General features: G+C 38.4%; 14 protein-coding genes. 5 read left to right on the forward strand and 9 right to left on the reverse strand.

The annotated features are described in order from the left end of the window. Positions 1–25: 25 nt before the first annotated feature. The 3 genes from hemH to ACRPLY_RS22325 all read right to left on the reverse strand — a co-directional run bounded on the left by hemH (position 26) and on the right by ACRPLY_RS22325 (position 4425). Positions 26–958 (reverse strand): ferrochelatase, encoded by a 933-nt coding sequence (gene hemH, locus ACRPLY_RS22315; RefSeq protein ID WP_432232115.1) that lies wholly within the window; start codon positions 956–958, stop codon positions 26–28. A 97-nt stretch (positions 959–1055) separates the two neighbouring features. Further along, the gene (hemE, locus tag ACRPLY_RS22320; protein WP_013055329.1) at positions 1056–2099 is read right to left on the reverse strand and encodes a uroporphyrinogen decarboxylase; all 1044 of its coding nucleotides are present in this window, start codon (positions 2097–2099) and stop codon (positions 1056–1058) included. A 196-nt stretch (positions 2100–2295) separates the two neighbouring features. Continuing rightward, positions 2296–4425: a transglycosylase domain-containing protein gene (locus tag ACRPLY_RS22325; RefSeq protein WP_033580640.1), complete on the reverse strand. Its 2130-nt coding sequence runs from the start codon at positions 4423–4425 to the stop codon at positions 2296–2298. Between the two features lie 185 nt (positions 4426–4610). On the opposite strand from ACRPLY_RS22325, the gene ACRPLY_RS22330 reads away from it, so the two are divergent. Continuing rightward, positions 4611–5117 carry an antibiotic biosynthesis monooxygenase family protein gene (locus ACRPLY_RS22330; protein ID WP_013055327.1) on the forward strand — a complete coding sequence of 169 codons (507 nt, stop codon included), beginning with the start codon at positions 4611–4613 and terminating at the stop codon, positions 5115–5117. An 83-nt stretch (positions 5118–5200) separates the two neighbouring features. Then, positions 5201–6589: a hypothetical protein gene (locus ACRPLY_RS22335; protein WP_047751678.1), complete on the forward strand. Its 1389-nt coding sequence runs from the start codon at positions 5201–5203 to the stop codon at positions 6587–6589. A 47-nt stretch (positions 6590–6636) separates the two neighbouring features. Here ACRPLY_RS22335 and ACRPLY_RS22340 read toward each other — a convergent pair whose 3' ends face one another. Then, positions 6637–7302 carry a phosphatase PAP2 family protein gene (locus tag ACRPLY_RS22340; RefSeq protein ID WP_028412547.1) on the reverse strand — a complete coding sequence of 222 codons (666 nt, stop codon included), beginning with the start codon at positions 7300–7302 and terminating at the stop codon, positions 6637–6639. A gap of 224 nt (positions 7303–7526) precedes the next feature. Here ACRPLY_RS22340 and ACRPLY_RS22345 point away from each other — a divergent pair, with 224 nt between their 5' ends. Continuing rightward, positions 7527–8735, forward strand: coding sequence for a M20 family metallopeptidase (locus ACRPLY_RS22345; RefSeq protein ID WP_028412548.1), 1209 nt, complete (start codon positions 7527–7529; stop codon positions 8733–8735). A gap of 113 nt (positions 8736–8848) precedes the next feature. Beyond that, the gene (locus ACRPLY_RS22350) at positions 8849–9568 is read left to right on the forward strand and encodes an EcsC family protein (RefSeq protein ID WP_098112853.1); all 720 of its coding nucleotides are present in this window, start codon (positions 8849–8851) and stop codon (positions 9566–9568) included. 36 nt (positions 9569–9604) lie between these two features. Here ACRPLY_RS22350 and ACRPLY_RS22355 read toward each other — a convergent pair whose 3' ends face one another. Next, positions 9605–10810, reverse strand: a complete 1206-nt coding sequence (locus ACRPLY_RS22355; RefSeq protein ID WP_432232116.1) for an ABC transporter permease — start codon at positions 10808–10810, stop codon at positions 9605–9607. After that, a complete protein-coding gene (locus tag ACRPLY_RS22360; protein WP_098999422.1) occupies positions 10803–11546 on the reverse strand; it encodes an ABC transporter ATP-binding protein in 744 nt (247 codons plus the stop codon). Before ACRPLY_RS22360 ends, ACRPLY_RS22355 begins: the two co-directional genes overlap by 8 nt. Positions 11547–12237: 691 nt before the next feature. Here ACRPLY_RS22360 and ACRPLY_RS22365 point away from each other — a divergent pair. Continuing rightward, positions 12238–12672: an HIT family protein gene (locus ACRPLY_RS22365; RefSeq protein ID WP_014461670.1), complete on the forward strand. Its 435-nt coding sequence runs from the start codon at positions 12238–12240 to the stop codon at positions 12670–12672. A gap of 85 nt (positions 12673–12757) precedes the next feature. Here the strand turns inward: ACRPLY_RS22365 and ACRPLY_RS22370 are convergent, their stop codons facing one another. From ACRPLY_RS22370 to ACRPLY_RS22380, 3 genes are all read right to left on the reverse strand, one after another. After that, positions 12758–14653 carry an acyltransferase family protein gene (locus tag ACRPLY_RS22370; protein ID WP_098999423.1) on the reverse strand — a complete coding sequence of 632 codons (1896 nt, stop codon included), beginning with the start codon at positions 14651–14653 and terminating at the stop codon, positions 12758–12760. 302 nt (positions 14654–14955) lie between these two features. After that, on the reverse strand, positions 14956–15399 hold the full coding sequence (locus ACRPLY_RS22375) for a GNAT family N-acetyltransferase (RefSeq protein ID WP_098999424.1): 444 nt from the start codon (positions 15397–15399) through the stop codon (positions 14956–14958). A gap of 17 nt (positions 15400–15416) precedes the next feature. Continuing rightward, positions 15417–15971 (reverse strand): PadR family transcriptional regulator, encoded by a 555-nt coding sequence (locus tag ACRPLY_RS22380; protein ID WP_028412553.1) that lies wholly within the window; start codon positions 15969–15971, stop codon positions 15417–15419. Between the last annotated feature and the right edge of the window lie 3 nt (positions 15972–15974).

Genomic DNA, 15974 nt, shown 5'->3' on the forward strand with positions numbered 1-15974 from the left:
CAACGTACAAAGAATCTATATTGACTTAACGGGCAATTCGTTTTAACACAACTGTAGCTAACCCATCGATAAATTCAGGCTGTGCATTCGGCATTTCAGGACGGTAATAATCAGCCCCAATTTCATCTGTTACCACTTTGCATTCGTAGTCGTTATCATAAAGTACTTCTAAGTGATCCGCGATAAATCCAACCGGGATATAGACGAACGACGTATAGCCTTTTTCTTCATGCAGTTCTCTTGTTAAATCTTGGACATCAGGACCTATCCATGGCTCAGGCGTATTTCCAGCACTTTGCCAGCCAATTTCGTAATGTTCAATACCAGCTGCTTGTGCAATTAAATCCGCTGTTTCTTGAAGCTCATTTGGATATGGATCTCCTGCTGCAATAATTTTTTCTGGCAAGCTATGCGCAGAAACAATCAATACGGCTTTTTGGCGTTTCTCTTCGTCTATTAAATCAAACGTTTGTTTAACACGTGTAGCCCAGTACTGAATGAACTTTGGCTCACTGTACCAGCTTTCTACGGAATGAATGATTGGTCCTCCTAATTTTTCAGCTGTTTCTTTGGCGCGTCCATTATAGGATTTTACGCTAAACGTTGAAAAGTGAGGTGCAAGCACAATGCTGACCGCTTCTTTAATTCCGTCTTTATGCATGGCTTCTACTGCATCTTCAACAAACGGTTCAATATGCTTTAAGCCAAGATACGCTTTAAATTCAATTTCATCCTGTACTTCATTCAAGCGCTTTTCTAGACTTTCCATTTGCTGCTGCGTAATTTTTGCAAGAGGTGAAATGCCCCCAATTGCTTCGTAGCGGTTTTGTAAATCTTCCAAGGCTTCCGGTGAAGGTTTACGTCCGCGGCGGATATGTGTATAGTAACGTTCAATATCTTCTTCTTTATATGGTGTTCCATATGCCATTACAAGTAATCCCATTACTTTTTTACTCATGTGTTCGACACCTCTTTGTTAGATTCAATACTTGTCTTCATTTTGCCATGAATAAAAAGAAAAATTCAAAGTTTAGCGCTCCAAATTATTTGACAATTTATTGTCTATTTGCAGAATATTCATGAATAAAGGTTGTTAAACGCTTCAACGTTTCCGGCTGAACCTGTGGAAAGACGCCGTGCCCCAAGTTGAAGATGTAACCAGGACTGGCCATCCCTTTATCTAATATTTCTGTTACACGTTCTTCAATAACTTCCCATGGAGCTAACAAAATAGCAGGATCTAAGTTTCCTTGCAGTGTTTTTGTTAAGCCTAGTGCACGTGCTTCATCCAGCTGTGTTCGCCAATCTAATCCCACTACATCCAGCGGCAGATCATGCCATTCTTTTGCCAAATGACTTGCTCCTACTCCAAACATAATGAGAGGTACATTTTTTTCGCGCAAAGAGGTAAAAATCCGCTCCATAACAGGCTTTATAAAATAACGATAATCCGCTACATTTAAGGCCCCCACCCATGAATCAAAGATTTGAATGGCTTTTGCTCCAGCGTCAATTTGCGCTTTTACATATGTAATCGTCATATCTGCTAACTTATCCATTAGCGCAAACCATGCTTTAGGTTCCGTGTACATAAATGCTTTTGTTTTATTATAGTTTTTTGAAGGTCCTCCTTCAATCATATAGCTTGCTACTGTGAAAGGAGCACCGGCAAAACCAATTAGAGGTACGTTTAACTGTTCTGTTGTTAACAGCTTAATCGTATCTAATACATACGGAACATCTTCTTCCGGGGTAATTTCTCCTAGCTTTTCTACATCGCTTAAAGATTGAATTGGATTAGAAATGACAGGACCAATTCCTGACTTGATTTCAACATCCACTCCAATTGAAGGAAGCGGTGACATTATATCTTTATATAAAATAGCTGCATCCACTCCGTACTGTTCAACGGGCAGGCGTGTTACGTATGCCCCAAGCTCCGGCTGATGAGTGATTTCAAATAGAGAGTACTTCTCTTTTAGCTTTCGGTATTCCGGCTGTGAACGCCCTGCTTGGCGCATATACCAAACCGGAACATGATCCGTTTTTTCCCCTCTACAGGCTTTTAAAAAAGTATCGTTAAACGTTCCTTGACTCATAATTTCCACCTTTCTCGATTGTCTTCCATCCGTATTTTCTTCGATTAGACAGACAATAATCAGCAAAGGAACATACCGGTTCCTCTACTGATTAAAGTTTCACGTTATATTCTCTACTTGTCACTATACCCATTTCTTTACGACTTGTATAGCCACCTGCTAAAAATGTCAAAAAATCGCCCTACTCTTCCTTTTTTTATTGAAAAAGAGCAGGTGTTACTTCGTTGGATTTTTTTCCTTTTTGTTGTGTTTGGGAATTGTAAGGAACTACATAATAAGTAGGACTGTCGAGCAGATTCACACGCTCTTTTTCAAATGCTCCTTTTCCCTTCACTTTGCCAATCAATTCGGCTTTATCCCCTTTTTTCTCATAAACATAATAAACAGCTCTTTTATCAGGTGAAGGTGTCCACGATAAACTTACCGTTAGCAAACCAAATGGATGGAATGTTAATTCTTGTTTTAAGTCTTTAACTTGCTCTAAACGTATTGGTTTTGGCAGATCTTTAACGCCTGCTGGCTTTTGAAATGCAGCTTCGTCGTAACCAGCTCTTGTTAGAATGTCTTTAAATAATAGAGTTGGATAAGAACTTCCTTTTGTTAAATAGTGCTGGTCATTTGTAGAATCATATCCCATCCACACGCTTCCTACAACATCTGGGGTATATCCAACAAACCAAGCATCTCTTGTGGCTCCTTTAACATTCGTATACGAAGTAGACCCTGTTTTTCCTGCTAACTCTCCTTTAAACTCTCCATTTTTTGCCGTTCCTTCTTTAACAACTCCTTGAAGCATTTTTGTCATATACCAAGCCGTCTGTTTTGAAAATGCTTTGTGAGTGTCGGGAACAGCTTTTGCAATCACTTTTCCATCTTGATCTTTTATCTCTTGAATAAAGTACGGTTGGATGTTTTCTCCATTTTCAGCAAATGCCCGGTACGCTCCTGCTAATTGAAGCGGTGTAATTCCTTCCTTTAATCCTCCAAGAGCAATCGCAAGCCCTTTATCTTCTAACGGAATTCCTAGCTTTGTGAGATACTGCTTGCTTGTTTCAACTCCTAGCTGATTCAATGTCCAGACGGCAGCTGCGTTTTTAGAATCTTTTAAGGCATCGTACATCGTTACCTTTTTAGCATATTGGCCGTCTACGTTTTTAGGTGTGTATCCCCCGTAGCTTCTAAGCTTGTCTTGCAGCAACGAATAAGGCTTGAATTGACCTTCTTCTAATGCAGGGCCATATACCGCAATAGGTTTCATCGTAGAACCTGGCTGTCTTTTGACATTTACGCGGTTGAGCGATTTTTGTACATAATCTCGTCCTCCCATAACAGATAAAACTCCTCCGCTTTTGTTATCGACTAATACAAAAGCACCTTGGGCACTGTTATCTGTACCTGGAAAATAACGATTTTCTTTCATCAGCTCGTAGGCGGCTTCTTGTACTTTTATATTCATCGGTACTTTGACCGTATAACCTCCGCGCAGAAGCTCATTGCCCGAAATGCTGTATTTCTTCTCTGCTTCTTGGATAACCATATCGATATAGGTTAAATACGCTGGATTTTTAGCCTGCTCCTTTATGTTCAACCCCAGCGTTCTTCCTTGCAAACGGACATTTTTTTCAGCTGATAAATAACCTGCTTTTTGCATGGCATTTAACACAACATTTCTACGTTCTATACTTTTTTCTGGATGTAAAATAGGAGAATAGGAATTCGGTGCTTTTGGCAGTGCAGCGAGAAGTGCACCTTCTTCTACCGTTAATTCGGAGACATCTTTATTGAAGTAAAGCTTGGATGCAGCTTGGATTCCATAGGCTCCGTGTCCAAAGTATATTTGATTCAAATACATTTCAAGCAGTTTTTGCTTACTGTAACGCTGCTCCAGGTTAATAGCCACCACTACTTCTTTTGTTTTTCTAAGCAGCGTTTTATCATTCGATAAAAACACATTTTTAGCCAGCTGCTGTGTTAAAGTACTTCCTCCTTCAACACTTCCTCCAGCCAATATATCTCGGTATAATGCTCGGCCAATAGATTTAAAATCGATTCCGTGGTGTTCATAAAAACGAACATCTTCAATTGAAATAAATGCTTGTTGCACATGCTTTGGAATCTTGTCAATTGAAACCAAGTCCCGATTTTTCACATAGAGCTTTGTTAATTCGTCTCCATTTTCATCGACTAATCTCGTAGCCGAGTCCATGACGATTTTTTTCTCATCAATTACATAGTTTCCAAGAAACAAGATGATAATATATCCAATCAATCCTAATAGAAAAATTCCAACTAAGGCAGCAATTGCGTATAAGCCTTTTTTGTACATCGTGCCACCCCTTTTCTTCCGCTAAACTTTTGATAATATGGAAAACAACTTCATCAATGTTTTACTTTACCATCTTCATTAGAAGTTCACAATTTTTGAATTTTTGTGTGTAAAATTTTATAATTTTAGTATGATTTACAATTGTAAATTGTATGCAATTCCCAATTAGAAAGGAAGTATAATCCATGAAGATCTTTATTACTTACGGAACAGGCCCTTACCTTCAAAAGTTGATCGACGAACATCCGAGTGAACGTTTATTACTGCTTCACAAAGATGACGATCAATTTGCACTAGTCCACGAAACAGATGGAGATACAATTTTTAAAGAAGGACATGCTTATGAAGTATTAGATGCTTCTGGAGATCTTGCAGATAGCGGATTTGCTGTACTAAATAATATTTCAGTTACAGATGAAGGCCGTCCTTTGTTTGAACAGCGATTTAGCCAACGCGCTCGTTTAATTGAAAATGAAGCAGGCTTTTCAGCTATTCGTGTGCTTCGTCCACTGCAAAATGACACATACATTATCTTTACAGGATGGAAAGATGAAAGTTCATTTAGCGATTGGCAGTCTTCAAAAGCCTATAATGAAGCACACAAAAAACGCGGTACGTCAGAAGGCGTGGATCAGCAGCCATCGATTTTCTCTCGCCCTTCTTATGTCACCTCATACCACGTAGTTAAATAAGTAAACATCCTCCTAGTAGGCGAGTATCACAATAGGCACAAACGTCATATTGTATACTACATCACCTATTGGGAGGAATTTTTATGGGCATAGAGCTTGGAGCTCTTCATTGGATGTATGTCCTTTTTATCGCCTTCATTATCGGCTTTATGATTATGCGGCGAGATACGAGTATCCTTTGTATACTCGGGATTTTTTTGCTTTCCTTAACGGCTACCTCTTCGTTAAGCCACTCCGTCAGCGCTGTTTTTTCCAGCTTCATTTATGCCATTACAGAACTGCTTCCTACCATTTTAATTATTTCAATTATTGTATCCATGAGTAAAGTCTTAATGGCTACAGGAATAAATGAATCGATGATTTCACCTTTTGCTCGCCTCATTAAAACACCTACTCTTGCCTATTGGGTTATTGGATTAGTTATGATGACCATCTCCTATTTTTTCTGGCCTTCTCCAGCCGTTGCTTTACTTGGAGCCGTGCTTTTACCAGTTGCCATCCGCGTAGGGCTGCCAGCTATAGGCGTAGCTGTAGCGATGAATTTATTCGGCCACGGCGTTGCGCTTTCAGGAGACTTTGTTATTCAAGCTGCCCCTAAGATAACCGCTGACGCAGCAGGGCTTCCGGTTCACGAGGTTGTTCAAGCAAGTGTCCCTCTTGTCATTGTGATGGGAGTCGTTACCACACTCTCTGCTTTTTACTTTCTAAAACAAGATATGAAGCACAATAAAATTCAGGCGCAACCGACAATTTTAACAAGCAGCTCTTCTAACCAATCCACACCTCTTTCTCCTTCATTACGCCGGGCTTTAGCCATTATAGTTCCTCTTTTCTTTGCTATAGACGTATGGGCAATGTTCGCCCTTCATTTACAGGGAGGAGATGCCACTGCTCTCGTTGGAGGTACAGCTCTATTTATTTTAGTAGTGGTGTCGCTTATTGCTCACAAAGGAAAAGGTCTCGAACAAACCACTTCCTACTTGATTGAAGGCTTGCAGTTTGGGTTTAAAGTATTCGGTCCCGTTATTCCGATTGCCGCTTTTTTCTATTTAGGAGATGCTGGATTTAAAACAATCATTGGTGACTTTCTTCCGAAAGGATCACATGGACTTGTCAATGACCTAGGCGTTGCGCTTGCTTCGACTGTACCGTTAACTGCACAGGTCGCTACTGTGACGATAACTGCGCTAGGAGCTATTACAGGGTTAGACGGTTCAGGCTTTTCAGGTATTTCACTCGTAGGCTCTGTCTCTCATTTATTTGCATCTGCTTTAGGATCGGGCGCTGCCACGCTAACTGCTTTGGGGCAAATTGCTGCGATTTGGGTTGGAGGGGGAACGTTGATTCCATGGGCGCTCATTCCAGCTGCTGCGATTTGTGGAGTCAGTCCGTTTGAACTCGCTAGACGCAATTTAAAACCTGTAGCGATTGGATTAGTTGTTACAACGATTGTCGCAATGTTCCTAGTTTAAACAAAAGCCCCCTTCTTTTGATGAAGGGGGTCATATGTATATATTTGTTACATACCTTTTGGAAACTCTTTTTCCGCTGACGGCCTTACATACGCATAAACAAGCGTATAGAAGAAAATGCCTACAATTAGCCACATAAGCCCTAAGCTGTAGCCAGCTAATACATCTGTTAAAAAGTGTTCTCTTAACAGAATACGGCTCACGCCGATTAACAAAACAATTAAAGTAATTGCCCGCTGATACCACTTGGCCACCTTTTGATTGTTTATATGCTTGATCAGAAAAAAGAAAATCAGACCGTAGATAAGAATTCCCATCATTGCATGGCCGCTTGGAAAACTGTAGCCTTCGATGCCTTCAAGAGGACGGGCTCGTTCTACCGCATCTTTAACTGCTTTATTAATAATATCGCCGCTTAAAATAAGTAAAAATGAGGATATCATGCCAATATAGTCTTTTTTTAAAAATAAAAAAACAATAAGTACAGCTAAAAGAACCATAATCATCACTTTTGAAGCTAAAAAAGACAGGCCGTGAAAAACAGATGACGCTGACTGAAGAATAGTGCTGTCATCTATAGCTGAAACAAGCCAGCGGTCTCCTTGAAAAGAATCTGTCGACACAGCAAACAACACTCCTAAAAAAACGAGACCCGCAATCCCAAACGCCCACATCAATTTTTTGTACAGAGATACAGTTTGTGAATCTACCATATCGTTACCTCCTATTATCTCACGAGAAAATTGGTAAAAAACTCATTCTTTGTCCCTATTTCTCATCTTATGTATCTATTATGTATATAAAATATTTCATGATTCAATTACTTTTTTCAATAATAACGCTTACATTCTTTTCTTTTTTATAGATAATGATATAATGATTAAAATGTCAAAAAATTCAAAACTTTATTCAACTTACACAGAAAGGATATGGTTATGTGAACTCCAAGCTACATACTTTACTTGAAGAAAAATTTGATGAAATGGTTCAAATTCGCCGATATCTGCATCAGTATCCAGAACCGTCTTTTAAAGAATTTCAAACTGCTGCCTACATTCGGTCTTTTTATGACAAGATCGGTATTTCTTACCGAGCAAATGTAGGAGGAAACGGCATTGTAGCAAGCATTCAAGGAGGAAAACCTGGTCCTACTGTAGCTTTGAGAGCCGACTTTGATGCCCTTCCTATTCAAGATGAAAAAGATGTACCCTATCAATCAACTGTTCCGGGCGTGATGCATGCATGTGGCCACGATGGTCATACGGCTACTCTTTTAGTCCTTGCTAAAGCGCTTTTTGAAATAAGAGATTCTCTCCCTGGTAAAATCGTCTTCATTCATCAGCACGCCGAAGAGTATGCTCCCGGAGGCGCCAAGTCCATGATTGAAGACGGATGCTTAGACGGTGTAGACGCAATATTCGGAACGCATTTATGGTCATTAACTCCCACTGGTGTGGTTCAATATCGAACGGGCCCTATTATGGCTGCTGCTGATCGCTTTGAAATTACGATCAAAGGAGCAGGCGGACACGGTGCACAGCCCCACAAAACAAAAGACTCAATCGTCATCGCCTCTCAGCTTGTTGTTAATTTACAGCAAATTGTAAGCAGACGTGTAAATCCAATTGATTCAGCGGTTGTAAGCATAGGTTCTTTTGTAGCAGAAAATGCATTTAATATTATCGCTGATTCTGCTCGACTAATTGGAACGGTAAGAACATTTAATGAAGATGTACGAAATGATGTCGAAAAAGAAATCGAACGAATTGTCCAAGGTACATGCTTAACGGCTGATGCTTCTTATGAGCTGAGTTATACGCGCGGCTATCCTTCCGTCGTAAACCACCCGGAAGAAACGGCCTTTCTTGCTTCTGCTGCTTCTCAAATCGATGAAGTTCATACAGTCGAAGAAACGGAGCCTCACATGACTGGAGAAGATTTCTCTTATTATTTGCAGCATATTAAAGGAACATTCTTCTTTACAGGAGCTCAGCCAGAAGGTGTAGATGCTCCTTATCCTCATCATCATCCTAAATTTGATTTTAACGAAAAAGCAATGCTTATCGCAGCGAAAACGCTTGGTACGGCTGCTGTTGAGTATTTAAGAGAACAAGCTCATTCTAAAAACGCAATAAAAGCGAATTAATCATTCAGCAAGCATTCGTACAGATAAACAGACGATTGCTTGCTGTTTTATTTTAGGAAACTTTTTCTCACTTAAAACGTAGTATTTATATCGACTGAAAAGAGGTGACTTTTTTGAATACGTATGAAGAAAAAGTGTTACGAGAAGCTGAACATTGGAAATTTAGCATGTTGAAACGACCTTCTAAATTTCAGCGTACCGCAAAATCCTTACAGCTTAAACTAAATGAAAAAATCCCTGCTAAAGTCCATAGAATTATAACTGAAAGTATAAAAAAAATGGTTGAAACCACGCTTGTTGGGTCCGATTTCACGACTAAAAAAAGAGATGTCAGCGGTCTTTCGTTTGAAGAAAAAGAGAAAAGAATTTTGGAGCTCATACCTAAGTACAAAAAAACAGCTGCTGTAGAAGGAGCTGGTACTGGTGCAGGTGGTCTCCTTTTAGGCGCAGCAGATTTCCCACTTCTTCTTTCCATAAAAATGAAGTGCTTATTTGACATTGCCGCGACGTATGGTTTTGATGTAAAAGAAAAAGAAGAACGCATTTATATGCTGTATATTTTTCATCTTGCCTTTTGCAGCGACGACCATAGAACGAAGCTGCTCGAAGTAGTAGAAAGCTGGGAGGAAAAGAAAGAGGAACTTCTTGAGCTTGATTGGAAAGCTTTTCAACAAGAATATCGCGATTACATTGATGTTGTGAAAATGTTTCAGCTGATGCCGGGAATTGGAGCTGTTGTAGGTGCGTATGCGAATTATCAGCTTCTTGATCATCTCACAAAAGTAGCGATGAACGTCTATCGCTTTCGGATATTATCTTTGTCTCAAAAGTAGTCTAAAAACGTAAAAAAAGCTCCATTCGGAGCTTTTTTACGTTAATTTTTTATTTACATATGCATTTACAAATAAGTGAATAAATATAGCACCTGCTGCCAAGGAAAGCAGTGCAGCAACTATATTAGAAAAAGCCACCACTATGGCGAGCACAAGAATTTGTACATACAGCGCTTTTTTCCATACGTCCAAAAATGCCCTTTTTCGTTCTTTAGCTTCGACTGGATAAAGAGAAAGCCATAAAATTTGCTTGTGCTGCTTCCAAAGCGGGAGTAATTGAAAACCCGTTATGTATACAACAAATAAAACAACCACTATATTGCCGTATTGAAACGGCGCAGCTACAATTAAAAATCCGCCAATGACAGTTAAGCGAACGAGCAAACTTAAATAATCTCCTGATCGCAAAAATGTTCTGGTGTACAAGTAATGGTAAGTGGCATTTTGACGAAATGGAATACGTGTTACTAGCCAATCTAAATATCTACGGCGTTTGATTCGTTCTTTGACTTGTGGAACATCCGTAAATAAATTAGCTAATCGATAAAAATAGCCCATGCGCTTTTCTTCTAAGTCAATTAGCTTTTCCCATTTAATCGGCTTCCTTTTTGTAAGAGAGCGATAATAAACGGCTAGCGCAATCATAATTACCGCTACAATTCCTGTAAAAAATACGTATGCATGCGAAAATAAGAAATAAGTAAAAACTGCGTTTAAGAAAAATCTGACGATATAATCTGTCCACTTCGCCCACTTTTCTTCAAACCATACGGCCCACCAAGACATGCCTAAGTTTACAACTTTCAGAATGAGTAATAGCAGAAAAAACACAAAAATATTTGAGTAAGAATCATGCATTACTTTTACGTGAAGAGGCGCTGCTGCACCCGTTGCAAATAATAAAATATAAAGCTGAATCGTAAAGGTAAACCAAAAAGATTTTTTGAAATAAGGCTGCAGCTTCGTCTCCAAAGGAAGCAAAAAGACTAAATCAGGTCGTTTTAAAAACGTTTGAATTTGGCCCATTGTTAAAATCAATCCCATAAGGATCGCAATCACTACAGCCGAAGGAAACGCAGGTGTTAATGTACTCAACCACTGTTGATAATAGTAGGCTAAACCGCCAATCGCAAAAATTAACACTAATTTAATGTGGTCATTTAAGATATATTTTGTATATCTTCTTACATCCACTAAATACTGCTGAAATCGTTGCTTCCATAATGCGTCAATCTTACTCATAGCCTTCTTCCTTTGTTAATTCAATATAAATTTCATCAAGAGTAGCATTGCGCATCTGAAATTCTTCTTGAAGATCTTTAAGCGTTCCTTGCGCTCTTACTTCTCCGTTATGTAAAATAACAAATTTATCACAGTAGCGCTCCGCGGTCGCCAAAATGTGTGTGGACATTAAAATGCCTGCACCTTGCTTTTTCATATCCGTCATCAAATCAAGTAAAGATTGAATACCAAGCGGGTCTAAACCTAAAAAAGGTTCATCAATAATATAAAGAGACGGCTGAACCAAAAAAGCGCACATAATCATAACCTTCTGCTTCATCCCTTTTGAAAAATGCGCGGGAAACCATTTTAACTTCCGGTCTAAACGAAATTCTTTTAAAAGCGGCTGCAGACGTGCTTCATATGCTTGAGGCTCAATTCCATAAGCCATAGCTGTCATATCCAAATGTTCTTTTAATGTTAATTCATCGTAGAGCACAGGAGTTTCTGGAATAAACGTAAACTGACTTCGATAGCCTGTTGGGTCTTGTTGAAAGGTTTTATTATTAATGGATACACTTCCTTTTTTTGCTTCCATTAATCCAATGATATGTTTAATCGTTGTACTTTTTCCGGCTCCGTTTAAGCCGATTAACCCAACTAATTCACCTGCATTTACATCAAACGATACATCTTTTAAGACGGGAGTTTTCGTATATCCCCCTGTAATATTGTTAATTTGCAATAAAGAACCCATCACGATCTCCTTTTATTTGTTCTTTTTTGTCTACAAGCGCAAGCGCTATTTGCTCTATTGTACCAAATCTTTTTCGTCCTCACATCGTTTTCAATTCTTTTCGGTTAATTTTTCCAGAATATAATCGAAATATCGGGACATTCTATATAGGGAAGAAGGAAAACAAGTTATTGATTACAACTAATCATTACAAAGCTTCTTACATTTGGGATGAGGTGTCTACAGCAGGCATATTTCAGAAAACCTTATTGTAAATCAATGTATGTTTGATTCATAAGGGGATGGTAGTCATGAACGTAGTAAGAATATATATAATGGGTAGACAATAATGTTCATTTATTACTGTGTAAATGAGGTGTTTGTCAAAGACCAAGAACGATTTCGTTCACATTGTATATTTTTTTAGCTTAATGCTTAAATGAGGTGTTTGTTAAAGAGAATATACTTTTTCAAGTGACTGTTTCATTAGGCAATGCAATTACGTAAATGAGGTGTTCCTTAAAGATCATATGCTGCATTAAAAGCTATTTTTTCCTTCTTCACATGACGGGATGCATAATCGTTTGCATCCCGTTTTTGTGTATAAAATATGAGTGGCTATTTCTTGCCTGCTGATTGCATTTCTACTTTGTGGTAAAATAAACGTACATGTATACCCATACATTTATATTAGTAACGGAAGGTGAACATAATGAGCACACATGATGAAAACTGTATTTTTTGCAAAATTATTCGCGGTGAAATTCCAGGTGCAAAAGTATTTGAAAATGAACATGTATTAGCTTTTTTAGACATTAGTCAAGTAACAAAAGGTCATACGTTGGTGATTCCAAAAGTACATAAAAAAGACATTCACGAACTAACACCGGAAATTGCGCGCAATTTATTTGAAGTGGTTCCTCAAATCGCAAATGCAATTAAAGAAACATACAGCCCAATCGGCTTAAACATCTTAAATAATAATGGTGAAAAAGCTGGTCAATCCGTGTTTCATTATCATATGCACATTATTCCACGCTACGGGGAAGGCGATGGATTCGGTGCTGTATGGAAAGAGCATACAAGCGAATACACGCCTGAAAAACTTCAAGAAATCGCTGGCAATATTTCTTCTCGCCTTTCTTGAAACAAAAAAAGCTTACACATGTAAGCTTTTTTTGTTTTATCTATTAATCAGTTTATGATGTAAAACTCAATACGTCTCTCGCTCATTATGAACCATTTTCTGCCTTAACTTCTAAATTCATACGCTCTTCAATCAATTTTGTTAATGCTCTTGATCCTTCAGGTACCAAGTGGACACCATCTGATGTAAAGTATTCAGGGTGCTTAGAAGCCTCAGAGTACCAATCTACAAGCGTGACGTGATCAAACTTTTCAGAAGCAGCTTTCAAGTTCTGGTTCACGGTGCTTTCCCAGGAACGAGGAACGCGCGTATTCACTAAGTAAACGTCCGCTTGTGAAAAAGCTTTTAACAGTTGTTCAAGTTCTTCATTGGTAAAATAACCGTTCGTTCCTAACTCAATAATCACTGCGCTGTTCGGATTATTAAATGCTTGATAACTTGGAGTTAGCTGCAGTGCTTCATTGAGCTGCCTTCCTACTTTTCCGTCAATCGTAATACTAAGCGGCATCTCTTTAAGATTAGGAGCAATATCCAGCATGACCGAATCTCCAATCGCAAGAACATCTCTGTAAGAATTCGGCTGCTGTTCTTCTTTTGCATCAGATTTTTCTTCTGCGGAGTTCTTTTCCGCGTTCTTTGTTTTTTCATCCTCCGCTTTGTTCTTGTCTTTGACAGAAGTTGAAGCATTTTCTTTATGATTCGTTTGAATTTTAACCTCTGTTTGTTTTGCTTCGGTCTCATCCTTTTGCTGCGTACTAATAGCAAAGCTTGTCATATCCGCTGTAAACAACGCCAAAAAGAAAATGAGACTGCCCAAAACCGCTTGTCTCGAACGAGAGAGATTACGCCATTTAAAAAGCTCTCTCGGATGGTAATGCCGGAAATAATAGCGAAAACCGCGTGTGCGAATAGGCACCTCGATGTAACGGTACGAAAGTTCAGCAATGATAAATGTAATTCCTACTTGTAACAGCGCATGCCAATAGACCGGGCGGCCAATCTCGGCTACAGGTGTTGTAAGAACAATAACCGGATAATGCCACAAATAGATACCGTATGATCTAGTACCAAGCCAGCGAAGCGGTTTAAACGACAAAGCTTTTCCTAAAAAGCTACTAGGGTGACTAATCGTTGCAACCAGCACAGCAGCGTTTAAACAAATCAGCAGCATGCCACCTTGATAAAGAAAAGATGCATGCGTATACTCATCAACGCTCCATACGCAGAGAATAAATACAAAGAAGCTTACCATACTTACTGCGTTTAATACTTGCTTGCCCACAGCTGGAAGATTTTTTGATGATAAACGATACATGGGCCAGACAAATGCAAGTAAACAACCGATTAAAAGGGCAAACAGCCGAGTATCGGTTCCATAATAAATGCGGCTAGGATCTCCTCCTGGCTCATATAAAAAAGACATCAGAATGGCTGAGGCCATTACTCCAGCTAAAATAAATAGAGAAAGAATTCCTCTCTTTTTAATAAATTTCAAACCCAACAATAAAACAAGTGGCCATACAATATAAAACTGCTCTTCAATAGCAAGTGACCATAAGTTCTTTAATGGTGACGGTGATCCAAAACTATCAAAATATGAAACTTTATGAAAAATAAACCACCAGTTACTCATATAAAAAATAGACGATAATGCATCGCCTCGTAGCGTTGTTAACAATGGTCGGTTAAATAAAATAACCCACGCTGCAGTTAATATGACCATCACATACACAGCTGGAAGAAGTCTTCTCGTACGGCTAATCCAAAAATGCTTCAAATTCTTTAAAGGATTTTCCCAAGATTGCACCAGTAAAATTGAGGTAATTAAATACCCAGATAATACAAAGAAAACGTCAACTCCTAAAAATCCTCCAGACGCCCATCCAAAGCCTAAGTGATAAGCAATCACAGCCATGACAGCAAAGGCCCGAAGTCCGTCCAAACTATATATATACCTATTTTTCTTTTCTTTTGCACTCATAAAAATGCCTCCAAGCAATATGTACAACAAATTTCTTTCTCAATAAATATTAAGAATATTACGTAATTGTTACATTTTTGTTACAAAAATCATTATATACAATATTATTACTTTCTTCAATATATCACTTACTGAAAATCAAAGAATAAGTAAAAAGAAACAAATTCACTATCTATCTTATTCATAAATTACTAATTTAGTAGTAGTCATATCGATTCTATCTGCATGCCACTAAACCCTACACGTTTCTTTCACCTTACCCGTTTTAAAAATAGAAAAACTTCACACAAATGGTGAAGTTTCTAAGGTGTCTTTAGCATATCGACGTGTGGGAGTCCTTCATCTGAATAAATATCGGAAATAGGTCTAAAACCAAACGATTCATAAAATGTTTGAAGTCTGCTTTGAGCTTGAATTTTAATTGTCTTCTCGTGCCATTCATTCTCTAGAAAAGCAATTCCTCTTGCTACTAGTTCTCTTCCGAGACCTGTACCGCGCTGTGCTTGTTTTACAATAATACGTCCAAGAGAAGCTTCCTTATAGCTAATTCCTTTTGGTAAAACTCTAAGGTATGCGATAATTTTCTCATCTTCTTTTTTGAACAAATGATAAGCAAATTTGTCTTTTCCATCTACTTCTAAGTAAGCACACTTCTGTTCCACAACAAAAATAGAGGTGCGAAGCTGTAGAATTTCATAAAGCTCATCGTTTGTCAGCTCTTGAAATGATTTTATGCACCAACTCATGATCTGCTCACCTTTTCTTATTGTTCTTTTTCAATTAAATTCAGCGTACGTTCAAGCCAATTGATATAGCTTGTCTCCCGGTCTTGAGCACGAGATAGCACCAAGTAATGACCAAATTGAGGAGAAGAAACGGTAATGTGGTGATTAACTTCTTCTAAAAGATCATCCATTCGTTTTTTTAAAAAAGTCAGCTTCATTTTCCTGCTTGATAATTGGTTATCTATTTGTTGCTTTAACTCTTCTATTGACATGGATGAAGCAAAATAAGCTTTTAACATAAATTCATCTTTAGTTGTTTCAGGAATAGGATCAATCGTAGTGAGCCACTTGCTTAGCTCGACTCTTCCTTCTTCCGTTATCGAATACATCTTTTTTTCTAATTTTTTGCCTTGAATCACCGTTTCATAGCGAATAAATCCCTCTTCTGTTAATCGCTTTAGCTCGGGATAAATCTGGCTGTGTTTAGCACTCCAAAAATTACCAACCTCTTCTTTAAAAAGTCTGGTAATGTCATACCCGCTGAGCTCCTCCTGATTTAAGAGCCCTAATATTGCATATTTTAATACTCTCATTCT

The sequence above is a fragment of the Priestia sp. TGN 0903 genome, from assembly GCF_050846855.1.
In the GTDB taxonomy this organism is placed as follows: Bacteria; Bacillota; Bacilli; order Bacillales; family Bacillaceae_H; genus Priestia; species Priestia zanthoxyli.